This window comes from Streptomyces sp. NPDC051569 (genome assembly GCF_044454085.1).
GTDB lineage: Bacteria > Actinomycetota > Actinomycetes > Streptomycetales > Streptomycetaceae > Streptomyces.
Window position 1 is genome coordinate 1 of the sequence record NZ_JBITDJ010000005.1, and the last position, 22636, is coordinate 22636.

Annotated in this window: 22 protein-coding genes; 1 reads left to right on the top strand and 21 read right to left on the bottom strand. The window is 71.5% G+C overall.

Translation table 11 applies throughout. The annotated features are described in order from the left end of the window. Positions 1-153 precede the first annotated feature (153 nt). The 10 genes from gmk to pyrR form a co-directional block, all read right to left on the bottom strand. The gene (gene gmk / locus ACIBAE_RS10560; protein WP_399283815.1) at positions 154-717 is read right to left on the bottom strand and encodes a guanylate kinase; all 564 of its coding nucleotides are present in this window, start codon (positions 715-717) and stop codon (positions 154-156) included. A 38-nt stretch (positions 718-755) separates the two neighbouring features. Then, the gene (locus ACIBAE_RS10565; RefSeq protein ID WP_399283817.1) at positions 756-1079 is read right to left on the bottom strand and encodes an integration host factor; all 324 of its coding nucleotides are present in this window, start codon (positions 1077-1079) and stop codon (positions 756-758) included. Positions 1080-1388: 309 nt separating this feature from the next. Next, positions 1389-2252, bottom strand: coding sequence for an orotidine-5'-phosphate decarboxylase (gene pyrF / locus ACIBAE_RS10570; RefSeq protein ID WP_399283820.1), 864 nt, complete (start codon positions 2250-2252; stop codon positions 1389-1391). Beyond that, positions 2249-3358 carry a quinone-dependent dihydroorotate dehydrogenase gene (locus tag ACIBAE_RS10575; RefSeq protein ID WP_399283822.1) on the bottom strand — a complete coding sequence of 370 codons (1110 nt, stop codon included), beginning with the start codon at positions 3356-3358 and terminating at the stop codon, positions 2249-2251. Before ACIBAE_RS10575 ends, pyrF begins: the two co-directional genes overlap by 4 nt. 123 nt (positions 3359-3481) lie before the next feature. Then, on the bottom strand, positions 3482-6808 hold the full coding sequence (gene carB, locus ACIBAE_RS10580; protein WP_399283824.1) for a carbamoyl-phosphate synthase large subunit: 3327 nt from the start codon (positions 6806-6808) through the stop codon (positions 3482-3484). Beyond that, positions 6801-7973: a glutamine-hydrolyzing carbamoyl-phosphate synthase small subunit gene (carA, locus tag ACIBAE_RS10585; RefSeq protein ID WP_399283825.1), complete on the bottom strand. Its 1173-nt coding sequence runs from the start codon at positions 7971-7973 to the stop codon at positions 6801-6803. The genes carB and carA overlap by 8 nt, the downstream gene beginning before the upstream one ends. Next, positions 7970-8575: a hypothetical protein gene (locus ACIBAE_RS10590; protein WP_399283826.1), complete on the bottom strand. Its 606-nt coding sequence runs from the start codon at positions 8573-8575 to the stop codon at positions 7970-7972. The genes carA and ACIBAE_RS10590 overlap by 4 nt, the downstream gene beginning before the upstream one ends. After that, a complete protein-coding gene (locus ACIBAE_RS10595; RefSeq protein ID WP_399283828.1) occupies positions 8572-9858 on the bottom strand; it encodes a dihydroorotase in 1287 nt (428 codons plus the stop codon). Before ACIBAE_RS10595 ends, ACIBAE_RS10590 begins: the two co-directional genes overlap by 4 nt. A 2-nt stretch (positions 9859-9860) precedes the next feature. Next, entirely contained in the window at positions 9861-10871 is a 1011-nt protein-coding gene (locus ACIBAE_RS10600; RefSeq protein ID WP_399283830.1) for an aspartate carbamoyltransferase catalytic subunit, read from the bottom strand. Positions 10872-10959: 88 nt separating this feature from the next. After that, entirely contained in the window at positions 10960-11559 is a 600-nt protein-coding gene (gene pyrR / locus ACIBAE_RS10605) for a bifunctional pyr operon transcriptional regulator/uracil phosphoribosyltransferase PyrR (protein ID WP_399283832.1), read from the bottom strand. 208 nt (positions 11560-11767) lie between these two features. Here pyrR and bldD point away from each other — a divergent pair, with 208 nt between their 5' ends. Next, positions 11768-12268 (top strand): transcriptional regulator BldD, encoded by a 501-nt coding sequence (gene bldD / locus ACIBAE_RS10610; RefSeq protein ID WP_023542978.1) that lies wholly within the window; start codon positions 11768-11770, stop codon positions 12266-12268. A gap of 225 nt (positions 12269-12493) precedes the next feature. Here the strand turns inward: bldD and nusB are convergent, their stop codons facing one another. From nusB to ruvX, 11 genes are all read right to left on the bottom strand, one after another. Beyond that, on the bottom strand, positions 12494-12925 hold the full coding sequence (nusB, locus tag ACIBAE_RS10615; RefSeq protein ID WP_399283834.1) for a transcription antitermination factor NusB: 432 nt from the start codon (positions 12923-12925) through the stop codon (positions 12494-12496). 2 nt (positions 12926-12927) lie between these two features. After that, positions 12928-13494 (bottom strand): elongation factor P, encoded by a 567-nt coding sequence (gene efp / locus ACIBAE_RS10620; protein ID WP_399283836.1) that lies wholly within the window; start codon positions 13492-13494, stop codon positions 12928-12930. 50 nt (positions 13495-13544) lie between these two features. Continuing rightward, positions 13545-14651 carry an aminopeptidase P family protein gene (locus ACIBAE_RS10625; protein WP_399283837.1) on the bottom strand — a complete coding sequence of 369 codons (1107 nt, stop codon included), beginning with the start codon at positions 14649-14651 and terminating at the stop codon, positions 13545-13547. Between the two features lie 83 nt (positions 14652-14734). Further along, entirely contained in the window at positions 14735-15595 is an 861-nt protein-coding gene (locus tag ACIBAE_RS10630) for a Pro-rich N-terminal domain-containing protein (RefSeq protein ID WP_399283838.1), read from the bottom strand. Between the two features lie 195 nt (positions 15596-15790). After that, positions 15791-16231, bottom strand: a complete 441-nt coding sequence (aroQ, locus tag ACIBAE_RS10635; protein WP_399283839.1) for a type II 3-dehydroquinate dehydratase — start codon at positions 16229-16231, stop codon at positions 15791-15793. Beyond that, positions 16228-17322, bottom strand: a complete 1095-nt coding sequence (gene aroB, locus ACIBAE_RS10640) for a 3-dehydroquinate synthase (RefSeq protein WP_399283840.1) — start codon at positions 17320-17322, stop codon at positions 16228-16230. The genes aroQ and aroB overlap by 4 nt, the downstream gene beginning before the upstream one ends. Next, positions 17319-17867, bottom strand: coding sequence for a shikimate kinase (locus tag ACIBAE_RS10645; RefSeq protein ID WP_399284259.1), 549 nt, complete (start codon positions 17865-17867; stop codon positions 17319-17321). The genes aroB and ACIBAE_RS10645 overlap by 4 nt, the downstream gene beginning before the upstream one ends. Positions 17868-17905: 38 nt before the next feature. After that, entirely contained in the window at positions 17906-19090 is a 1185-nt protein-coding gene (aroC, locus tag ACIBAE_RS10650) for a chorismate synthase (RefSeq protein ID WP_399283842.1), read from the bottom strand. Between the two features lie 275 nt (positions 19091-19365). Then, positions 19366-20193, bottom strand: a complete 828-nt coding sequence (locus ACIBAE_RS10655) for a shikimate dehydrogenase (RefSeq protein WP_399283843.1) — start codon at positions 20191-20193, stop codon at positions 19366-19368. Continuing rightward, a complete protein-coding gene (gene mltG / locus ACIBAE_RS10660; protein WP_399283844.1) occupies positions 20190-22043 on the bottom strand; it encodes an endolytic transglycosylase MltG in 1854 nt (617 codons plus the stop codon). Before mltG ends, ACIBAE_RS10655 begins: the two co-directional genes overlap by 4 nt. 124 nt (positions 22044-22167) lie before the next feature. Further along, a complete protein-coding gene (gene ruvX / locus ACIBAE_RS10665; RefSeq protein WP_399283845.1) occupies positions 22168-22632 on the bottom strand; it encodes a Holliday junction resolvase RuvX in 465 nt (154 codons plus the stop codon). Positions 22633-22636 lie beyond the last annotated feature (4 nt).

The following is a 22636-nucleotide window of genomic DNA, read 5'->3' on the forward strand; positions in this document are numbered from 1 at the left end:
AGAACCCCAAGCCGTTCGTCTGGACGAAGACTGCCGACGACATCCTCGACACCCTCGCCGCATACTGCACACGAATTAACGACTCAGGACACTAGCCTTCCGAAGATACTTCTGGGAACAACCGGGAAATTCTGGTAAAGCACACAAAAACGATCAAGCAACTGCCATCAAGGCTAGCAGCTCGCGCGCGACGTCCTCGACCGAGGTGTTGACCAGGGTCGTATCGAACTCCGATTCGGCGGCCAGTTCCACGGTGGCGGCCTCCAGCCGGCGCTCGATCACCTCGGCGGATTCGGTGCCCCGGCCGGTGAGCCGGCGCACCAGCTCGTCCCAGCTCGGCGGTGCGAGGAATACCAGTCGCGCGTCGGACAGGGATTCCTTGACCTGCCGGGCACCCTGGAGATCGATCTCCAGGAGGACGGGCTCACCCGTCTCCAGCCGGTCGAGGACCGCGCGGCGCGGAGTGCCGTAGCGGTTGCCCGCGAACTCCGCCCATTCCAGGAGCTCACCGTTGGCGACCAGTTTGTCGAATTCCTCGTCGGTGACGAAGAAGTACTGGACGCCGTGGCGCTCGCCGGGGCGGGGCTTTCTTGTGGTGGCCGACACCGAGAGCCATACCTCGGGGTGGACCTTGCGCATATGCGCGACGACCGTGCTCTTACCGACCCCGGAGGGGCCGGAGAGCACGGTCAGCCGCGGTCGTACCTCTGCTGCCATGCAGCGATTATCCAGGTTCCTGGGGGTGCCCGGGAACGTCAGGCGCCACTGCCGCCGAACTCGCGCTCCAGGGAGGCGATCTGGTTGGAGCCGAGACCGCGTACGCGGCGACTCTCGGAGATCCCGAGCCGCTCCATGATCTGCTTCGCGCGCACCTTGCCCACACCGGGCAGGGATTCGAGCAGGGCGGAGACCTTCATCTTTCCGATGACGTCGTTCTCCCGGCCCTGCTTGATCACGTCATGGAGAGAGGCGCCGGAGTGCTTGAGTCGATTCTTGACCTCGGCCCGCTCCCGGCGAGCCGCGGCGGCCTTTTCGAGCGCGGCTGCGCGCTGTTCAGGGGTAAGGGGCGGAAGAGCCACGCCTACGTCACCTCGGATGTCGAACTGTCGGATACGGACCGGCACGGGACGCGAGCGCCCCACACCAGGTGAGCAACGGGCAACACACTGCGCGTTGGCTCTCGACGGAGACTAGCGGCCATGGCCGCCCGAGTCAGCGAGAACGAACGAAAAGTCCTGGTCAGCATCGATCGAGACCGGCATTCCGGGCATAATGCCCTGCTTTTCTGTCCGGATCGCTGTCGGCGGCCTCCTCGCGCACCACCGAAAGCCTCCCCGCGTCCCTCCGCGCGCCCCCGTCAGCGTCCACAACCTGCCGGGACGGAACGCCTAAGCCGCCCCGACGGCCGTCCGCACCTCGTCGGCGAAGCGCTCCGCGGCCTCCCGCAGCGCGCCGGTGTCAGGACCGTGCCGCAGGACGCCCCGGCTGACGCTCGGGACCACGTTGCCGACCGCCGCGCCGAACACACCCGGCAGGTCCGCCGGGGTCGCTCCCTGCGCGCCGATGCCGGGTGCGAGCAGCGGCCCGTTGATCGCGAGATTCACACCGGCGTCGCCCAGGGTGGCGCCGACCACCGCGCCGACCGAGCCGAGGGGGGTCACCCCGGCGTTCTCGGCCGCCAGGTGATCGAGCATCAGCTGCGCCAGCGAGCGTCCGTCGGCGGCGGTGGCGCGCTGCACCTCCGCGCCCTCCGGGTTGGAGGTCAGCGCCAGGACGAAGACGCCGGCGCCGGAGACGGCGGCCGCGTCGAGCGCGGGCCGCAGCGAACCGAAGCCGAGGTACGGGGAGACCGTGACCGCGTCCGAGAAGAGCGGGGAGTCCTTGTCCAGGTAGGTCGCCGCGTAGGCGCCCATGGTCGAGCCGATGTCGCCGCGCTTGGCGTCCATCAGGACGAGCGCCCCGGCCGCCCGGGCCTCTTCGACGGCCTTCTCCAGGACGGCGATGCCGCGCGACCCGAAGCGCTCGAAGAACGCCGACTGCGGCTTGAGGACGGCGACCCGGTCGGCCAGGGCCTCCACGGTCGTACGGGTGAAGCGCTCCAGGCCCGCGATGTCGTCGTCGAGGCCCCAGGCCGCCAGCAGCGAGGCGTGCGGGTCGATGCCGACGCAGAGCGGCCCGCGGGTGTCCATGGCGTGGCGCAGCCGGGCGCCGAAGGGCTCGGTCGGCGTGGTGGCGGAGGGAGCGGTGTTCATGCGGTCACCTTCCGGGTGTCGGCGCCGACGGCCTCGGCGAGCGTGGCGTACGGACTCGCGGCCAGCCGGCGGGCGAGCCCCCGGTGGACGGCGCGGCTCCAGAACGGGCCCTCGTAGATGAAGGCGCTGTACCCCTGGACCAGCGTGGCGCCCGCGAGGATGCGCTGCCAGGCGTCCTCGGCGTCCGTCACGCCCCCGACGCCGATGAGGGTGATCCTGTCGCCCACGCGTGCGTACAGCCGGCGCAGGACCGCCAGGGAGCGCTCCTTGAGGGGTGCGCCGGACAGTCCGCCGGTCTCCGCGACCAGGGCCGGGTCGGACACCAGGCCGAGGCCGTCGCGCGCGATGGTGGTGTTGGTGGCGATGACGCCGTCCAGTCCCAGCTCGACGGCGAGGTCGGCGACGGCGTCGATGTCCTCGTCGGCGAGATCGGGGGCGATCTTGACGAGGAGCGGGACGCGGCGGTCCGTGACGGTCCGGTCGGCCGCCTCGCGTACGGCGGTGAGCAGCGGCCGCAGCTGGTCGACGGCCTGGAGGCTGCGCAGTCCGGGGGTGTTGGGTGAGCTGACGTTGACGACGAGGTAGTCGGCGTGGCCGGCCAGCCGCTCCGTCGAGAGGACGTAGTCGCCGATCGCCTCGGTCTCGGGGACGGCCTTGGTCTTGCCGATGTTGACGCCGACGGTGGTCCTGAAGACCGCCTCGCGGGCGCTCAGGCGGGCGGCGACGGCGGCCGAGCCGTCGTTGTTGAAGCCCATGCGGTTGATCAGCGCACGGTCCGCGACGAGGCGGAAGAGCCGCTTCCTCGGGTTGCCCGGCTGCGGCCGGCCGGTGACGGTGCCGATCTCGATGTGGTCGAAGCCGAGCATCGTCATGCCGTCGATGGCGACGGCGTTCTTGTCGAAACCGGCGGCGAGGCCGAAGGGGCCGTGCATCCGCAGGCCGAACGCCTCGGTGCGCAGCTGCTCGAAGCGGGGGGCGAGCAGGGCGGCGACGAGGGTACGGAGCACGGGGACGCGGGCGGCGAGCCGGATCCAGCCGAAGGCCAGGTGGTGGGCGCGTTCGGGGTCCATCCACCGGAAGACCAGCCGGAAGAAGATTCTGTACATGGTGTGGTGTGTCCTCAGGAAGACCGGGTGAGGCGGGCGGGCGGCGGGCGGACCCGTGAGGGCCCCATGAAGAGGAGGGCCCCATGAAGAGGGGGACACCTTCTGGTGTCCCCCTCGACCGGTCTACTCGCCGCTCTCGCGTGCCGCGATCAGATGGTCCGCGTGTTCCTGGAGGGAACGGACGCCGACCTCACCGTGTTTGAGCGCGTCGATGCCCTGGACGGCGGCGGCGAGCGCCTGGACCGTGGTGAGGCAGGGCACGGCGCGCGCCACGGCCGCCGTACGGATCTCGTAGCCGTCGAGCCGGCCGCCGGTGCCGTACGGGGTGTTGACGATGAGGTCGACCTCGCCGTCGTGGATCAGCTGGACGATGGTCTTCTCGCCGTTCGGGCCCTCGCCCTCGCTCTGCTTGCGTACGACGGCCGCGTTGATCCCGTTGCGCTTGAGGACCTCGGCGGTGCCGGACGTGGCGAGCAGTTCGAAGCCGTGGGCGACCAGTTCACGCGCCGGGAAGATCATCGAGCGCTTGTCGCGGTTGGCGACGGAGATGAAGGCGCGGCCCTTGACGGGCAGCGGGCCGTACGCCCCGGCCTGCGACTTGGCGTACGCCGTGCCGAAGGCCGAGTCGATGCCCATGACCTCGCCGGTGGAGCGCATCTCGGGGCCGAGGACGGTGTCCACCCCGCGGCCGTGGATGTCGCGGAAGCGCGACCACGGCATCACGGCCTCCTTGACGGAGATCGGCGCGTCGAGCGGCAGCGTGCCGCCGTCGCCGTGGGCCGGCAGCAGGCCCTCGGCGCGCAGCTCGGCGACGGTGGCACCGAGCGAGATACGGGCCGCGGCCTTGGCCAGCGGTACGGCGGTCGCCTTGGAGGTGAAGGGGACCGTACGGGAGGCGCGCGGGTTGGCCTCCAGGACGTACAGGATGTCGCCGGCCATCGCGAACTGGATGTTGATCAGTCCGCGGACCCCGACGCCCTTGGCGATCGCCTCGGTCGAGGCGCGCAGCCGCTTGATGTCGTAGCCGCCCAGGGTGATGGGGGGCAGGGCGCACGCCGAGTCGCCGGAGTGGATACCGGCCTCCTCGATGTGCTCCATGACGCCGCCGAGGTAGAGCTCGGTGCCGTCGTAGAGCGCGTCGACGTCGATCTCGATGGCGTCGTCGAGGAAGCGGTCGACGAGGACCGGGCGGGTGGGGCTGATCTCGGTGGACTCGGCGATGTACGAGGAGAGGCGGGTCTCGTCGTAGACGATCTCCATGCCGCGTCCGCCGAGGACGTAGCTGGGCCGGACGAGGACGGGGTAGCCGATCTCGTCGGCGATCGCCTTGGCCTCGGCGAAGGTGGTGGCGGTGCCGTGCTTGGGCGCGGGCAGTCCGGCCTCGGCGAGAACCCGGCCGAAGGCGCCGCGGTCCTCGGCGGCGTGGATCGCCTCGGGGGGCGTGCCGACGACGGGTACGCCGTTGTCCTTGAGGGCCTGGGCGAGGCCGAGCGGGGTCTGGCCGCCGAGCTGCACGATGACGCCGGCGATCGGTCCCGCCAGGGATTCGGCGTGCACGATCTCCAGGACGTCCTCCAGGGTGAGCGGCTCGAAGTAGAGCCGGTCGGAGGTGTCGTAGTCGGTGGAGACGGTCTCCGGGTTGCAGTTGACCATCACGGTCTCGTAGCCCGCTTCGCTGAGCGCGAAGGAGGCGTGGACGCAGGAGTAGTCGAACTCGATGCCCTGGCCGATGCGGTTGGGACCGGAGCCGAGGATGATCACGGCGGCCTTCTCGCGCGGCGCGACCTCGCTCTCCTCGTCGTACGAGGAGTAGAAGTACGGGGTCTTCGCGGCGAACTCGGCGGCGCAGGTGTCGACGGTCTTGTAGACCGGGCGGATGCCGAGCGCGTGCCGGACCTCGCGGACGACGTCTTCGCGCAGGCCCCGGATGCCGCCGATCTGGGCGTCGGAGAAGCCGTGCCGCTTGGCCTCGGCGAGCAGTTCCGGGGAGAGCTCGGCGGCGGTGGCCAGCTCGTCCGCGTACTCCTTGATCAGGAACAGCTGGTCGACGAACCACGGGTCGATCTTCGTCGCGTCGAAGACCTCCTCCTGGGTGGCGCCGGCCCGGATGGCGCGCATGACGGTGTTGATGCGGCCGTCGGTGGGGACCTTGGCGGTCTCCAGCAGCGCGTCCTTCTCGGCGGCGCCGCCCGGCTCGCCGGTGAAGTCGAACTGGCTGCCCTTCTTCTCCAGCGAGCGCAGGGCCTTCTGGAGCGCCTCGGTGAAGTTGCGGCCCATGGCCATGGCCTCGCCCACCGACTTCATGGTGGTGGTGAGGGTGGCGTCGGCGGCCGGGAACTTCTCGAAGGCGAAGCGCGGCACCTTGACGACGACGTAGTCGAGCGTGGGCTCGAAGGACGCCGGGGTCTTCTCGGTGATGTCGTTGGGGATCTCGTCCAGCGTGTAGCCGACGGCGAGGCGGGCCGCGATCTTGGCGATCGGGAAGCCGGTGGCCTTGGAGGCGAGCGCGGAGGAGCGGGAGACGCGCGGGTTCATCTCGATGACGATGACCCGGCCGTCCTCGGGGTTGACCGCGAACTGGATGTTGCAGCCGCCGGTGTCGACGCCGACCTCGCGGATCACGGCGATGCCGATGTCGCGCAGGATCTGGTACTCGCGGTCGGTGAGCGTCATCGCGGGCGCGACGGTGATCGAGTCACCGGTGTGGACGCCCATCGGGTCGAAGTTCTCGATGGAGCAGACGACCACGACGTTGTCGTGCTTGTCGCGCATCAGCTCCAGCTCGTACTCCTTCCAGCCGAGGATGGACTCCTCCAGGAGCACCTCGGTGGTCGGGGAGAGCATCAGGCCCTGTCCGGCGATCCGGCGCAGGTCCTCCTCGTTGTGCGCGAAGCCGGAGCCGGCGCCGCCCATGGTGAAGGAGGGGCGGACGACGACGGGGTAGCCGCCGAGCGTCTCGACGCCGCCGAGGACGTCGTCCATGGTGTGGCAGATGACCGAGCGCGCGGACTCGCCGTGGCCGATCCTGTCGTGGACGGCCTCGACGACCTTCTTGAAGAGGTTGCGGTCCTCGCCCTTGTTGATCGCCTCGACGTTGGCGCCGATCAGCTCGACGCCGTACTTGGTGAGGGTGCCAGCCTCGTGGAGCGAGATCGCGGTGTTGAGCGCGGTCTGGCCGCCGAGGGTGGGCAGCAGCGCGTCGGGGCGCTCCTTGGCGATGATCTTCTCGACGAACTCGGGGGTGATCGGCTCGACGTACGTGGCGTCGGCGATCTCCGGGTCCGTCATGATCGTGGCGGGGTTGGAGTTGACCAGGATGACGCGCAGGCCCTCGGACTTGAGGACGCGGCAGGCCTGGGTGCCGGAGTAGTCGAATTCAGCGGCCTGGCCGATGACGATCGGTCCTGAACCGATGACCAGGACGGACTGGATATCGGTGCGCTTAGGCACGCTGGTCCTCCATCAGGGATACGAAGCGGTCGAAGAGGTACGCGGCGTCGTGCGGGCCCGCGGCCGCCTCGGGGTGGTACTGGACGCTGAAGGCCGGCCGGTCGAGCAGCCGCAAGCCCTCGACCACGTTGTCGTTGAGGCAGACGTGGGAGACCTCGGCGCGGCCGAAGGGGGTGTCGGAGACCTGGTCGAGCGGCGCGTCGACGGCGAAGCCGTGGTTGTGCGCGGTGACCTCGACCTTGCCGGTGGTCCGGTCCTGCACGGGCTGGTTGATGCCCCGGTGGCCGTACTTGAGCTTGTACGTGCCGAAGCCGAGCGCGCGGCCGAGCAGCTGGTTGCCGAAGCAGATGCCGAAGAGCGGGGTGCCGCGCTCCAGCACGCCCCGGACGACGGTGAGGTCCGCGGTGGCCGGGTCGCCGGGGCCGTTGGAGAGGAAGACGCCGTCGGGGCGGGTCGCGTACACCTCGTCAAGGGTGGCGGTGGCGGGCAGGACGTGCACCTCGATGCCGCGCTCGGCCATCCGGTGCGGGGTCATGCCCTTGATGCCCAGGTCGAGGGCGGCGACGGTGAAGCGCTTCACGCCGATCGCGGGGACGACGTACGTCTCGGCGGTGGCGACCTCGGCGGAGAGGTCGGCGCCGCTCATCTCGGGGGCCTGCTGGACGCGGGCGAGCAGCGTGGCCTCGTCGACCTGGCTGCCGGGACCGCCGGAGGCGTTGACCAGCGCGTCGCCGGAGAAGATGCCGACGCGCATCGCGCCGCGCTCCCGCAGGTGGCGGGTGAGCGCGCGGGTGTCGATGCCGCTGATGCCGACGACGCCCTGGGCGGTCAGCTCGTCGTCGAGCGAGCGGCGGGAGCGCCAGTTGGACGGTGTACGGGCGGGGTCGCGGACGACGTAGCCGGCGACCCAGATGCGCCGCGACTCGGCGTCCTCGTCGTTGACGCCGGTGTTGCCGACGTGCGGGGCGGTCATCACGACGACCTGGCGGTGGTACGAGGGGTCGGTGAGGGTTTCCTGGTAGCCGGTCATGCCGGTGGAGAAGACGGCCTCGCCGAAGGTCTCCCCCACGGCCCCGTAGGCGCGGCCGCGGAAGGTGCGGCCGTCCTCCAGGACGAGTACGGCGGGAGACGCCTGGTGGGCGCTTCCCCGGGTGGAGGTCGTCATCGTGCGGGGCCTTCCGTAGGGATGGATTCGTTCATGAGATTGATGGCTTCGACCCAGGCGACGTGCTCGGCGGAGTGGTCGGAGCGGAAGCCGGAGTCGAGGAGCGTGTCGCCCAGCTGCCAGGTGACGATGAGCAGACCGCCCTCGGCGAGGACCTTGCCGGCGATGCCCTTGTCCAGCCGGGCCTCGCGCAGCCGCCCGGCCGGGATGAAGAAGTCGCCGGCTCCGGGGCGTACCACCTCCAGGCCCGCGTCGGTCAGGGTCAGCTCGGCCCGGCTGCGGGCGCCCAGGCCATGGGCCACGATGCGGTCGAGCCACTGCCCGGCGGTCGTGGAGCCGTGGTAGCGGCCGGTCATCCGCAGCCGCGCCTCACCGGTCGTCTCCGGCGTGGTGGGCGGCTCGGGCAGGTCCGACTGGAGACCGCCGCGCCATTTCCAGCCCTGGCGCATCAGCCAGTACACGAGCACGACGAAGAGCAGCAGTCCGACCACCCAGCCGAGGCGGGCGGCCCAGTCGGTCACCTCCGCCGATTTCCGCTCGGCCGCGGCCAGGTGGTGCGGTTGGGCGGCGGCAAGGGGGTGGAGCAGGTTCACAGATGTCACGCCAGATTCCCGTCGACGACCGTGGGGCGGCCCCGCAGGAAGGTGTGGGTGACGCGTCCCGGCAGCTCACGCCCCTCGTACGGGGTGTTGCGGCTGCGAGAGGCGAAGCCCGTGGGGTCCACGACACCACGGTAAGCGGGATCGACCAGCGTGAGGTTGGCGGGCTCGCCCTCCGCGACCGGGCGGCCGTGTCCTTCGAGGCGGCCGATGCGGGCCGGACGGAAGGACATCCGGTCGGCGACGCCCGCCCAGTCCAGCAGGCCGGTGTCGACCATCGTCTGCTGGACGACGGAGAGCGCCGTCTCCAGGCCCACCATGCCCATGGCGGCCGCGGCCCACTCGCAGTCCTTGTCCTCGTGCGGGTGCGGGGCGTGGTCGGTGGCGACGCAGTCGATCGTGCCGTCGGCCAGGGCCTCGCGCAGGGCCAGCACGTCGGCCTCGGTGCGCAGCGGGGGGTTCACCTTGTAGACGGGGTTGTACGACCGTACGAGTTCGTCGGTGAGCAGCAGGTGGTGCGGGGTGACCTCGGCGGTCACGTTCCAGCCCTTGGACTTCGCCCAGCGGATCAGGTCGACGGAGCCGGCGGTGGAGAGGTGGCAGATGTGGACGCGGGATCCGACGTGGGCGGCGAGGAGGACATCCCGGGCGATGATCGACTCCTCGGCGACGGCGGGCCAGCCGCCGAGGCCGAGCTCGGCGGAGACGACGCCCTCGTTCATCTGGGCGCCTTCGGTGAGCCGGGGCTCCTGGGCGTGCTGGGCGACGACGCCGTCGAACGCCTTCACGTACTCCAGCGCCCGGCGCATGATCACGGCGTCGTCGACGCACTTGCCGTCGTCGGAGAAGACCCGGACCTTGGCGGCGGAGTCGTGCATGGCGCCCAGCTCGGCGAGGTGCTTGCCCTCCAGGCCGACGGTGACGGCGCCGACGGGCTGCACGTCGCAGTAGCCGGACTCCCGGCCGAGCCGCCAGACCTGCTCGACCACACCGGCGGTGTCCGCCACCGGGAAGGTGTTCGCCATGGCGTGGACGGCGGTGAAGCCGCCGACGGCGGCGGCCTTGGTGCCGGTGAGGACGGTCTCGGAGTCCTCGCGGCCCGGCTCACGCAGGTGGGTGTGCAGGTCGACCAGGCCGGGCAGCAGGATCTGTCCCCGGGCCTCGACGACGGTGGCGTCACCGGCCTCGATCCCGGTCCCGACGCGGGCGATGGTCTCGCCGTCGATCAGGACGTCCAGCGCCTCGCCGCCGAGCACCTTCGCACCCCGAATAAGGATCTTGCTCATGGTTACTTGTTCTCCTCGTTACGGGATTGGGTGACGGCGGGCTCGTTGCCGCCCAGCAGCAGATAGAGCACGGCCATCCGGATCGAGACGCCGTTGGCGACCTGCTCGACGGCCGTGCAGCGGTCGGAGTCGGCGACCTCGGCGGTGATCTCCATACCGCGGTTCATCGGGCCGGGGTGCATCACGACGGAGTGCTCGGGCATCCGGGCCATCCGGTCGCCGTTCAGGCCGTAACGGCGGGAGTACTCGCGCTCGGTGGGGAAGAAGGCCGCGTTCATCCGCTCGCGCTGCACCCGCAGCATCATCACGGCGTCGGAGGTGGGCAGCACCCGGTCCAGGTCGTAGCTCACCTCACAGGGCCAGTGTTCGACGCCGATCGGGACGAGGGTGGGCGGGGCGACCAGGGTGACCTGGGCGCCGAGCGTGTGCAGCAGCAGGACGTTGGAGCGGGCGACCCGGCTGTGCAGGATGTCGCCGACGACGGTGACGCGCCGGCCGTCGAGGTCGCGGCCGAGGCCCGCGTCGGCGCCGACCAGGCGGCGGCGCAGGGTGAAGGCGTCGAGCAGGGCCTGGGTGGGGTGTTCGTGGGTGCCGTCGCCGGCGTTGACGACGGCGCCGTCGATCCAGCCGGAGGTGGCGAGCCGGTAGGGGGCGCCGGAGGCGCCGTGCCGGATGACGACGGCGTCCGCGCCCATCGCCTCCAGGGTCAGCGCGGTGTCCTTGAGGGACTCGCCCTTGGAGACCGACGACCCCTTGGCGGAGAAGTTGATGACATCGGCCGACAGGCGCTTGGCGGCGGCCTCGAAGGAGATCCGGGTGCGGGTCGAGTCCTCGAAGAAGAGGTTGACGACGGTACGGCCGCGCAGCGTCGGCAGCTTCTTGATGGGCCGGTCGGCGACGCGGGCCATCTCTTCGGCGGTGTCGAGGATCAGGACGGCGTCGTCGCGGGTCAGATCGGCGGCGGAGATGAGGTGGCCGGGGGTACGGGGGCTTGCCCCTGGGAGGCGCAGCATCGGGAGTGAGCTCCGGTGTGTGGAGGTGTGCGGGCGTGCGGGCGCCACGCGGGCGCTTCCGTACGGGATCGGCGGCGTACGGGCTCCGCTAACGCTCGCCGGACGCGGCGGGCTGCTGGAGGCCGAGCAGCACGGTGTCGCGGCCGTCCTCCTCCGCGAGCTGCACCCTGACCGTCTCCCGCAGGGAGGTCGGGAGGTTCTTGCCGACGTAGTCGGCGCGGATCGGCAGTTCGCGGTGGCCCCGGTCGACGAGGACCGCGAGCTGGACGGCGCGGGGGCGGCCGATGTCTCCGAGGGCGTCGAGGGCGGCACGGATGGTCCGGCCGGAGAAGAGCACGTCGTCGACGAGGACGACGAGTCTGCCGTCGATGCCGTCACCGGGGATGTCGGTGCGGGCCAGGGCGCGGGCGGGGCGCAGGCGCAAGTCGTCGCGGTACATCGTGATGTCGAGGGATCCGACCGGGATGGAGCGTCCGGTGATCTCCGCGAGCTTTTCGGCCAGTCGGCGGGCGAGGTAGACGCCGCGCGTCGGGATGCCGAGCAGCACCACGTCGTCGGCGCCCTTGGCGCGTTCGACGATCTCGTGGGCGATACGGGTCAGGACCCGCGCGATGTCCGGCGCCTCCAGGACGGGGCGTGCGGCGCCGGGGCCGTCCGCCGGGAGCTGGGCCGAGCTGTGTGTGTCCATATGAAACGGACCTCCTTCTCCGCCTCACGGGACGGACCTTAAAGGACGTCGAAATTACGCCACCCACGCTACCAGGGGCCGGCACGTTGCCTGGTGGCGGCCCTGTCGGAGGGCGGCGGGGAGGGCAGTCGGCTCCCCTCGGCTTGACGCATCCAAGTAACGCTGCGTAACCTCACAGTGAGTTACCAGACTTCGTCCGGGGAGCTATATGTCCAGCGAATACGCAAAGCAGCTCGGGGCCAAACTCCGCGCGATCCGCACGCAGCAGGGCCTCTCCCTGCATGGCGTGGAGGAGAAGTCCCAGGGCCGCTGGAAGGCCGTGGTGGTCGGTTCGTACGAGCGCGGCGACCGTGCCGTCACGGTGCAGCGCCTCGCCGAGCTGGCGGACTTCTACGGGGTTCCGGTGCAGGAACTGCTTCCCGGTACGACGCCCGGCGGTGCCGCCGAGCCGCCGCCGAAGCTCGTCCTGGACCTGGAGCGGCTGGCCCACGTGCCGCAGGAGAAGGCGGGCCCGCTGCAGCGCTACGCGGCCACCATCCAGAGCCAGCGCGGCGACTACAACGGCAAGGTGCTGTCGATCCGCCAGGACGACCTGCGCACGCTGGCCGTGATCTACGACCAGTCGCCGTCGGTCCTGACCGAGCAGCTGATCAGCTGGGGCGTCCTGGACGCGGACGCCCGTCGCGCGGTCGCGCACGACGAGGGCTGACCGCCGGTCTCCGTACAGCAGCGAAGAAACGTCACCTCCGGAGGGCGGGCCCACAGCGCGTGGGGCCGCCCTTCGGCGTACCCACGCGGGCGCGTAGCGGCCGCCCACGCCGAAGGGCGGCCAGGAGGGATCCCGGGGCCCTCAGGAGCGCCGCAGACGCCTCGGCCCGGGCGGGAACGCGCTGTGCGCTTCCGTCCGGGCCGAGGCGTCCGCGGGTGCCGGGTCTCACGCCTCGCGGCGCAGGCTCGGCTTGAGTTCCTTGAAGCGGCCGAGCAGGCCGTTCACGAAGGACGGGGAGTCGTCGGTGGAGAACTCCTTGGCGAGCTGTACGGCCTCGTCGATCACCACCGCGTCGGGGGTCTCGTCCGCCCACACCAGCTCGTACGCGCCGAGCCGCACGATGTTCCGGTCGACGACCGGCATGCGGTCGATCGTCCAGCCCACGGCGTAGGTGGAGATCAGGTCGTCGATGCGGCTCGCGTACTCCGCGTACCCCTCGACCAGCTCCATGGTGAACTCACCGACCGGCGGCTGACGGTCGTCGGTCCGCGAGTGCCGGATCCAGTCCGCGAGGACCGTCTGCACGGACGCCCCGCGCTGGTCGGCCTCGAAGAGAATCTGGAAGGCGCGCTTACGGGCCTTGTTCCGGGCAGCCACGGTTAGCTGTTCACCCGGCCGAGGTAGTCGCCCGTACGGGTGTCGACCTTGATCTTCTCGCCGGTGGTGATGAAGAGCGGGACGCCGATCTCGTAACCGGTCTCCAGCGTGGCCGGCTTGGAGCCGCCGGTGGAGCGGTCGCCCTGGACGCCCGGGTCCGTGTGCTGGATGACCAGCTCGACGGCGGCGGGCAGCTCCACGTAGAGGACCTCGCCCTCGTGGGTGGCGACGCTGGCCGTGAAGCCCTCGATCAGGTAGTTGGCGGCGTCGCCGACGGCCTTGCGGTCGACCATCATCTGGTCGTACGTCTGCATGTCCATGAAGACGTAGTACTCGCCGTCCATGTACGAGAACTGCATGTCGCGGCGGTCAACGGTGGCCGTCTCGACCTTCACGCCGGCGTTGAAGGTCTTGTCGACGACCTTGCCGGAGAGCACGTTCTTGAGCTTGGTGCGCACAAAGGCCGGGCCCTTGCCGGGCTTGACGTGCTGGAACTCGACGACGGACCAGAGCTGGCCCCCGTCGAGCTTGAGCACCAGGCCGTTCTTGAGGTCGTTCGTGGAAGCCACGGTTGCGGAATCTCCTGGACTGAAAACTGGTGGACGACCCTGGGTGCGCGCTAGAGCGCGAGCAGCTCCTTGGTCGTGATGGTGAGTAGCTCGGGTCCGCCGTCCGCCTCGGGGCGGACGACGAGTGTGTCATCGATCCGGACACCGCCCCGGCCCGGGAGGTGGACCCCCGGTCCGACGGTGACCGGCACGCAAGCGTCCAGTTTACCCATGGCCGCGGGGGCCAGCTGCGGGTCCTCGTCGATTTCGAGCCCCACACCGTGTCCGGTACGGGGCGAGAGCCCCTCGGCGTACCCGGCGCTCTCCAGCGGCTGACGGGCCGCGCGGTCCACGTCGCGGTAGCCCGCGCCCGGCACAAGTCCCTCCCGACCTGCCCGTTGTGCGGCGAAGACCAGCTCGTACAGCTCGATCTGCCAGTCGGCGGGGGACGTCCCGATGACGAACGTGCGGCCGATCAGACACCGGTATCCGCGGTACTCGGCACCGAGGCTGACGGAGAGGAAATCGCCCTCCTCGACCCGCCGGTCCGAGGGACGGTGTCCGTAGCGCCCGGAGTTGGGTCCGGTGGCGACGTTGGTCGGGAAGGCGGGGCCGTCGGCGCCGTGATCGACGAGCCGCCGTTCCAGCTCCAGCGCGAGATGCCGTTCGGTCCGGCCGACCAGGATCGATTCCAGCAGTTCGCCCAGCGCCTGGTCCGCGATCTCGGCCGCGATCCGCAGACAGGCGATCTCCTCCTCGCCCTTGACGATCCGCTGCTGCTCGACGGCGCAGCCCAGGTCGGCGAGGCGCAGCCGGGGGGCGACCGAACCGATGGCCCGGTGCCTGGCGACCGTCAGGTGGTGTTCCTCGACGGCGAGCGACTCGACGGCCGACGGCACGAGGATTCCGGCGGCCGCGACCGCCGGGTCGCCGTTCGGGGCGGGCAGGACGGTCAGCCGCAGCTGCTCGTCGAGCCGTCCGCCGGCCGCGCCGTCCACGGGGGCACGGGGACAGAGCAGCGCGTCCTCGTCGGGGCCGAGCAGCAGGACGGCGCCCGGCGGCGCCCCGCCCGCGAGATAGCGGACATTGGCGGGGCGGGAGACCAGGGCCGCCGCGCTTCCCGCCGCGGAGCACCGGTCGCGCAGTCGTGCCCGTCGGACCGCATACACCTCTGACATGACCCGAGCGTATGAGTGGCGGTCCTCCCCGGCCGGTTCAGCGCGTCCGACCGGGGGGCGCGCCCGGCTCCGGCGGCCCACGGCTACCAGCTCGGCGGGCTGGCGATGGAGCGGGCGAGGACGTCGTCGAGAACCCGGGCGGTGGTCTCGACGTCGTACGCGGAGTTGTCGATGATCGGCAGGCCCGAGCCGTACCAGCCGGCCATGCGGCCGTGGATCCCGGCCACCTCCTCGTCGGCGAGCCTGCGGTTCCCGCTGCGCTCGGCGTTGCGCTCCAGCACGACCTCCAGGCCGGGGAGCAGGACGACCGGCAGCAGGCCGGGCCCGACGTGGCGCTTCCACCCGCCGAGCCCGACGACGGGCCGGTCCGGGAAGACGGCGTCGTCGAGGATGCAGGAGATGCCGTTGGCGAGGAAGTTGCGCGCGGCGAAGCCGCAGGTGCGGCGGGCCAGCCGGTACTGCGCCTCGGAGTGGTCGTTCCACCCGGCCTGCGGGTCGGCGAAGCCGGAGCAGACCCATTCGCGGACGTCGTCGAGGCTGATGTGCGCGGTGGGGACGCGGCGGCTGCGCGCCCAGTGCCGGGCCACGGTGGTCTTGCCGGCGCCGGCCGGGCCGATCAGCAGCACGGCGAGGGTCGCCGCGCCGGTGCCGCCCTCGGCGGGGGGCGGGACGGGCATCGGCACCGGGCCGCCCGGCGGCAGCCGGACATGCCCGGTGGCGTCGGCGGGCGGTGGCCCGGCCGGCGGCGCGGGAGCCGGGACGGGCAGGTGCTGGGGCGGCGGACCCGGCGGCGTGTAGCCGGTGCCGGGCGGCGGGCCCTGCGCGCTCCCTGGGCCGGTCGGCGGGCCGGCGGGAGGTGCCTGGTGCGCCCATGCGCCGGGTCCGTCGGGCCCCTGCCCCGGTCCTTGGGGAGGCGGCAGCGGAGCCCCCACTGCGTGCTGCATCCGGTGCCACTTTCGTCTCGTACGGCTGACGCTGGTCGGCGGCCCCATGGGCCCGGGCCACGGTACCGCCCCCAACCGCCCCCGGGGCAAAGGCCGGAGACGATGGCCGGAGACGGTCGCCGGGGACGGCAGGCCGTGAACGCCGGCGGGGGGCGGTCGGCGGGGTCGGCCGGCCGGAGCCGTGGCCGAGCCCTGTCAGCCCGTCAGTTCTTCGGCGAGGGCCCGCAGGGCGAGCCGGTAGGAGCCGATGCCGAAACCCGCGACCGTACCGCTGGCGACGGCCGCGACCACCGAGGTGTGCCGGAATTCCTCGCGGGCGTGAGGATTCGAGAGGTGCACCTCGATGAGCGGCGCCGTGCGCTGGGCGGCCGCGTCACGCATGCCGTAGGAGTAGTGGGTGAACGCGCCGGGGTTGAGCACGACCGGGACGGCACCGTCCGCGGCCTCGTGCAGCCAGCGGATCAGCTCGCCCTCGTCGTTCGTCTCGCGCACGTCGACGTCGAAGCCGAGTTCCTCGCCGAGCGTCCGGCAGGCGTCCACGAGGCCCGCGTAGGACGTGGACCCGTAGACCTCCGGTTCACGGGAGCCGAGCCGGCCGAGGTTGGGGCCGTTGAGGACGAGAACCGGCCGGGTCACGACGACACCTCGCCGTACGCGGCGAGCAGCACGGCCGGGTCGGGGCCCTCCAGGACGGTCGGCTTGCCCAGCCCGTCCAGCACGATGAAGCGCAGCAGGTCTCCGCGCGACTTCTTGTCGACCTTCATGTTCTCCAGCAGCTTGGCCCACTGGTCGCCCCGGTAGGTCAGCGGCAGCCCGACGGACTCCAGTACGGAGCGGTGCCGGTCGGCGGTCGTGTCGTCGAGCCGGCCGGCGAGCCGGCCCAGCTCGGCGGCGAAGAGCATGCCGATGGAGACGGCCGCGCCGTGCCGCCACTTGTAGCGCTCGTTCTTCTCGATCGCGTGCGCCAGGGTGTGGCCGTAGTTGAGGATCTCGCGCAGGCCGGACTCCTTGAGGTCGTTCGAGACGACCTCCGCCTTGACCCGGATCGAGCGCTCGATCAGCTCGGCGGTGTGCGGCCCGGCGGGCGTGCGGGCGCCCTGCGGGTCGGCCTCGATCAGATCGAGGATGGCCGGGTCCGCGATGAAACCCGCCTTGATGATCTCGGCCAGGCCGCTCACGTAGTCGTGGACGCCCAGCGAGTCCAGCGCGGCGAGGTCGCAGAGGACCCCGGCCGGCGGGTGGAAGGCGCCGACGAGGTTCTTGCCCTCGGCGGTGTTGATGCCGGTCTTGCCGCCGACCGCCGCGTCGACCATGGCGAGCACGGTCGTCGGTACGGCGATCCAGCGCACCCCGCGCAGCCAGGTCGCCGCGACGAAGCCGGCCAGGTCGGTGGTGGCTCCGCCGCCGACGCCGATGATCACATCGGTGCGGGTGAAGCCGGTCTGGCCGAGCGCCTTCCAGCAGTACGCCGCGACCTCGGCGGTCTTGGCCTCCTCGGCGTTGGGCACCTGGATCGCGACGACCTCGTACCCCTGCTCCACGAGGTCCTCACGGAGCGCTTCGCCCGTTCCTGCGAGCGCTTCCGGGTGCAGGATCGCGACCCGCTGGGCCTTCGGTCCGACGAGCGCGGGCAACTCTCCGAGCAGCTGCCTGCCGACCAGCACCTCGTACGGGTCGGTTCCGGCGGTGCCGCCGACCTGGATACGGGTGACAGCCTGGTCCGTCATGCGGGGTTCTCCTTGTCGGGGGTCCGGGGGTCCGCGGCGTCGGCCGCCGCGGAAGGGGACCCCGGCAGGTGCTTCAGCTCCAGCGCGTCGAGGACGGCTTCCGCGACCTCTTCGGGCGTGCGGTCGTCGGTCGTGACGACGACGCGGGCCACCTCGGTGTAGTGATGGCGGCGGGCCTCCATCAGCAGCTTCCACTGCTGGCGGGGGTTGACGGCGAGCAGCGGACGGGCGGTGTTCAGTCCGACGCGCTTGATCGCCTCGCCGACCTCCATCGTCAGATAGACGACGGGCAGCCCGGCGAGCAGCTCGCGGGTGGACTCGTCGAGGATCGCGCCGCCGCCGAGGGCCAGCACGCCGGAGTGCCCGAGGACGGCGTCGCGTACCGCCGCCCGCTCCAGCTCCCGGAAGTGCGGCTCGCCCTCGTCGACGAAGATGTCCGAGATCGGCTTGGCCTGGGCGGCGACGATGTCCGCGTCGGTGTCGCGGTAGCCCGTACCGAGCCGCTCGGCGAGCAGCTCGCCCACGGTGGACTTGCCGACCCCCATGGGGCCGACCAGGACGACCACCGGTCCGCTCGTCGCGCTCAACGGATCGTGAGGTGGTCGAGGTACGAGCTGACGTTGCGCCGGGTCTCCGCGACGCTGTCGCCGCCGAACTTCTCGGCGACCGCGTCGGCGAGGGTCAGCGCGACCATCGCCTCGGCGACGATGCCGGCGGCCGGCACGGCGCACACGTCGGAGCGCTGGTGGTGTGCCTTCGCGGCCTCGCCGGTGACCACGTCGATGGTGGCGAGCGCGCGGGGCACGGTCGCGATGGGCTTCATCGCGGCCCGGACGCGCAGCAGCTCGCCCGTGCTCAGCCCGCCCTCGGTACCGCCGGAGCGGCCGGAGGCGCGCTTGATGCCGTCGTCGGTCGCGAGGATCTCGTCGTGCGCCTGCGAGCCGGGCACCCGGGCGAGTCCGAAGCCGTCGCCGACCTCGACGCCCTTGATGGCCTGGATGCCCATGAGCGCGGCGGCGAGCCGCGCGTCGAGCCGGCGGTCCCAGTGCACGTGCGAGCCGAGCCCGACGGGCACGCCGTACGCCAGTACCTCGACGACCCCGCCGAGGGTGTCGCCGTCCTTGTGGGCCTGGTCGATCTCGGCGACCATCGCCTTGCTCGCGTCGGCGTCCAGGCAGCGCACCGGGTCCGCGTCCAGCGTCGCCACGTCGGACGGGACCGGGTACACGCCGTACGGGGCCTTGGCGGCGGCCAGCTCGACGACATGGGAGACGATCTCGATCCCGGCGGTCTCCTTCAGGTACGACCGCGCCACGGCGCCGAGCGCGACCCGCGCCGCGGTCTCGCGGGCGCTGGCGCGTTCCAGGATGGGCCGGGCCTCGTCGAAGCCGTACTTCTGCATCCCGGCGAGGTCGGCGTGGCCGGGCCTGGGACGGGTCAGCGGGGCATTGCGGGCCTGCTCGGCCAGCACGGCGGGGTCGACCGGATCGGCCGACATGACCTGCTCCCACTTGGGCCACTCGGTGTTCCCCACCATGATCGCGACGGGCGATCCCATGGTCAGGCCGTGGCGTACGCCGCCGAGGAAGGTGACCTCGTCGCGCTCGAACTTCATCCGCGCGCCGCGTCCATAGCCGAGCCGCCGCCGGGCCAGGTGATCCCCCACGATCTCCGTCGTGATGGGCACACCGGCGGGAAGACCCTCCAGCGTCGCCACGAGTGCGGGTCCGTGCGACTCCCCCGCGGTCAGCCAACGCAGCCTGCTCAACGGTGCTCCTCCTGCTCGCGCGCTGGAACTGCAAGCGGCGCGACCGGGTGCGCGGCCCTGGCCCGCCATGTCCGATCCTCCCACGACCTGCGGCGCGACCCGGCCGCCGGTCCAGCAAGCGGACGCCGAGCCGGTCGCCGGGAGAGCCTTCTCACGGCGCCGCCCGGGGGTGCCGCACGGGCCCGGAGGATGCCGGGAAGGACCGGAAGGGGTACGGCGGTGGGCTGTCCGGCAGAGACGGCCCGGGGCCGGGAGGGGGCTGACGGGGGCCGGGCCTAACGGGCCGCCAGTGCCTTCTCCCCTGCCTCGCGCATCTCCGCGAGGGGCGCGGGCGAGCGGCCGGTCATGCGTTCCACCTGGAGGACGGCCTGGTGCACCAGCAGGTCGAGTCCGCCGACGACCTGGCCGCCGCGGGCCGACCAGGCGCCGGCCAGGGCGGTCGGCCAGGGGGCGTACAGGACGTCGAAGAGGGTGCCAGGACGGTCAGGGACTACCGGTGCCAGTTCGTCGGTGGCACCGGCCGGGGTGGTGGCGATCACCAGGGGCGCGGTGAAGGCCGCTGCCGCGTCCGCCCAGCGCGCCGTACGGACGTCCACGCCGAGCCGTTCGCCCCAGCCGCGCATCTCGGCCGCGCGGGCCTCGCTGCGTACGTAGGCGGTCACCGGGCCCGTACAGACGCGGGAGAGCGCGGCGAGCGCGGAGGAGGCGGTGGCGCCCGCGCCCAGGACCGCCGCGGAGCCGACCGTGGTCACGCCCCGCTCGCGCAGTGCGGCGACCATGCCGGGGATGTCGGTGTTGTCGCCCGTGCGCCGGCCGTCGTCGCCGAACACGACCGTGTTGACCGCCTCCACCGAGGCCGCCGTGCCGGTGACCTCGTCGAGCAGCGGGATGACGGCCCGCTTGAGCGGCATGGTCAGCGACAGTCCGGCCCAGGAGCCGTCGAGCCGTTCGAAGAAGCCGGGGAGCCCGGCCTCGTCCACGTCGTACGGGTCGTACGACCAGTGGGCGAGGCCGAGTTCCCCGTACGCGGCACGGTGCAGCACCGGGGAGAGGGAGTGGGCGACGGGCGATCCGAGGACCGCCGCCCGCCTGGGTGAACTCACTGGCCGGATTTTTCCTTCTCGTACTGCCGGCGGTTCTTCTCGTGCTCCGCGTTCGTGGTGGCGAACAGCGTCTTGTCCTCGGTCACCGAGACGAAGTAGTACCAGGGGCCGGGCGTCGGGTTGAGCGCGGAGTGCAGGGCGTCGGCCCCGGGGTTCCCGATGGGACCGGGCGGAAGACCCTTTATGGCGTAGGTGTTGTACGGGTCGTCGATCTTCCGCAGATTGTCGACGGAGCCGACGTCGAGCGTGCTCTGGCCCTTGAGGTAGTTGACCGTGGAGTCGAATTCGAGACGGCCGACGGTCTCCATGTTGTTGGGCTTCAGGCGGTTGTAGATGACCCGGGAGACCTTGTCGAAGTCGTGCTTGTACTTGCCCTCCGCCTGGACGAGGCTCGCGACGGTGATCACCTGGAGCGGTGAGTCCAGTCCGAGCTTGGCGGCCTCGGCCTTGAGGTCCTGCTTGCCGTACTCGGCGTTGGCGCGGGCGACCATCTTCTTCAGGACGGCCTCCGGCTTCGTCCCCTTCGCGAGCGGATAGCTCGCCGGGTAGAGGAAGCCCTCCAGCGGGTCCTTGATGTCCTTGTTGTCGTCGGCCCACTCCGGCAGGCCCAGGTTCTTCGCCTGTGCCTTGGCGACGGCCGCGGTGGAGCCGGCCTTGAGTTCGAGCCGCTTGTCGATCTGTTCGTAGATCCAGGCGTCCGACTTGCCCTCGGGGATGATGAGCGCGTTCGCGGTACGGCTGGCGGGGTCGAGCATCGCCGTCACGGCGTTCGCCGCGGACATCTCCTTGCCGAGCGTGTACACGCCCGCCTGGATGGTCTTGCCCTTGGGGTTGGAGTCCTGTGCGGTGACGAAGGCGCCCTGGCTCTTCACCACCCCGTTCTTGACCAGGATGGCGGCGATCTCGTAACCGCCGGCGCCCTGCGGGATCTCGACCTGGACCGAGCCCGAGCCCGAGCCGGCGTAGTCGGGAGCGGCGCCGAACTTGTCCTGCCAGAAGTTGTAGCCGACGTAGCCGACGCCACCGACGCCGCCCACGAGCACCACGGCCAGCACCAGGCAGGCGCGGCCGCTGCGATTCTTCTTCGTCTTGCCACGGCGGTCGCCGCCGTTGCCCCGGCGGCTCCCGGCCGGGTCCTCGTCGTCCCCGGCCTCGTCGTCCCCGGCCTCGTCACGGCCCTGCCCGTCCCGGCCGTCGGCGTCGCCGCCGTCACCGGTGAAGAAGGGGTGGGTCTCCTCCTGCCGAGGCTGACCGTCCCAGTCGTTCCCGGCCTGAGGGTCCGCTCCCGCCGGTGGCTCGGCTCCCCGGCGTGCCGGGGGCCGGGGCGGCGGATACGCCTCGGGGGTGCCGTAGTAGTCCGGGTTCTCGCCGTAGCCGGCGCCCTGCCGGCCCTCGTAGGACATCGCGGGGTTCCCGCCGTACGGCATGGCGGCCTGCTGGCCGGTGTCCCATCCGCCGTTGTACTGGGGGTCGTTGTACTGCTGGGCCTGCTGGGCCTGCTGCGGGGCCTGGGGCTGCTGCCCGCCGTACTGGGGATCGCCGTACTGCTGCGGGTACTGCTGCTGCCCGTGCTGCTGCCCCGCCTGCTGCTGCCCCGCGTGCGGCAGACCGCCGTGCTGCTGACCGCCGTACTGCTGCGGTGGGTAAGGCTGCTGGTACGGGTCCTGTCCGCCCCCGTACTGCGCCTGCGACTCAGCCTGGGGGTGCTGCTGCGGGTACTGCTGCTGCGGCTGCCCGCCGTAGGGTGCGCCGCCCTCGGCGGCCTGCTGCGCGCTCCACCCCTGGTCCCCGTACAGGGGATCCTCTGGGTGCCACGGTTCGGAGCCGGGGCCCCGGCCATAGTCAGTCATCGATCCCCTAGAGCCGCGAGGCGTCGGCCGCTGAGCGCCAGTGGCACGGCGTCCGTTGCGCCTCTCTGTTGTGCGGCAGCTGTTCGAATGCGGCCGCATCGCGCGGAACGTTACCGTACCGCGATCAGATGACCACTTCGACGCCCTCGCCCGGGGCCTCACCCGAGACCCGTTCGGACTCCAGAGCGCTCTGCAGGATGACCACCGCGGCGGCCTGATCGATGACGGAGCGGCCCTTCTTGGACTTCACACCCGAAGCGCGCAGTCCCTGGCTCGCCGTCACCGTACTCATCCGCTCGTCGACCAGCCGCACCGGGAGGGGCGCGATACCCCGCGCCACCTCCTGGGCGAACAGACGCACCTTCGCCGCCGCCGGGCCCTCGCCCCCGTTGAGGGAGCGCGGCAGCCCGATCAGCACCTCGATCGGCTCGTACTCCTCGACGATCTGCCGCAGCCGCCGGTGGGCGGCCGGGACGTCACGTCCCGGCACGGTCTCCACCGGCGTGGCGAGGATCCCGTCGGGGTCGCACGAGGCGACCCCGATCCGGGCGTCCCCGACGTCGATCGCGAGCCGGCGTCCTCGTCTCATCCGG

Bases quoted from the DNA above. Each gene is read 5' to 3' on its own strand.
- gmk (WP_399283815.1), bottom strand. From the start codon at position 717: ATGGCAGCAGAGGTACGACCGCGGCTGACCGTGCTCTCCGGCCCCTCC.
- pyrF (WP_399283820.1), bottom strand. From the start codon at position 2,252: ATGAACACCGCTCCCTCCGCCACCACGCCGACCGAGCCCTTCGGCGCC.
- ACIBAE_RS10575 (WP_399283822.1), bottom strand. From the start codon at position 3,358: ATGTACAGAATCTTCTTCCGGCTGGTCTTCCGGTGGATGGACCCCGAA.
- carA (WP_399283825.1), bottom strand. From the start codon at position 7,973: ATGACGACCTCCACCCGGGGAAGCGCCCACCAGGCGTCTCCCGCCGTA.
- ACIBAE_RS10595 (WP_399283828.1), bottom strand. From the start codon at position 9,858: ATGAGCAAGATCCTTATTCGGGGTGCGAAGGTGCTCGGCGGCGAGGCG.
- ACIBAE_RS10600 (WP_399283830.1), bottom strand. From the start codon at position 10,871: ATGCTGCGCCTCCCAGGGGCAAGCCCCCGTACCCCCGGCCACCTCATC.
- pyrR (WP_399283832.1), bottom strand. From the start codon at position 11,559: ATGGACACACACAGCTCGGCCCAGCTCCCGGCGGACGGCCCCGGCGCC.
- bldD (WP_023542978.1), top strand. From the start codon at position 11,768: ATGTCCAGCGAATACGCAAAGCAGCTCGGGGCCAAACTCCGCGCGATC.
- ACIBAE_RS10625 (WP_399283837.1), bottom strand. From the start codon at position 14,651: ATGTCAGAGGTGTATGCGGTCCGACGGGCACGACTGCGCGACCGGTGC.
- ACIBAE_RS10630 (WP_399283838.1), bottom strand. From the start codon at position 15,595: ATGCAGCACGCAGTGGGGGCTCCGCTGCCGCCTCCCCAAGGACCGGGG.
- aroB (WP_399283840.1), bottom strand. From the start codon at position 17,322: ATGACGGACCAGGCTGTCACCCGTATCCAGGTCGGCGGCACCGCCGGA.
- ACIBAE_RS10645 (WP_399284259.1), bottom strand. From the start codon at position 17,867: ATGGGGGTCGGCAAGTCCACCGTGGGCGAGCTGCTCGCCGAGCGGCTC.
- mltG (WP_399283844.1), bottom strand. From the start codon at position 22,043: ATGACTGACTATGGCCGGGGCCCCGGCTCCGAACCGTGGCACCCAGAG.
- ruvX (WP_399283845.1), bottom strand. From the start codon at position 22,632: ATGAGACGAGGACGCCGGCTCGCGATCGACGTCGGGGACGCCCGGATC.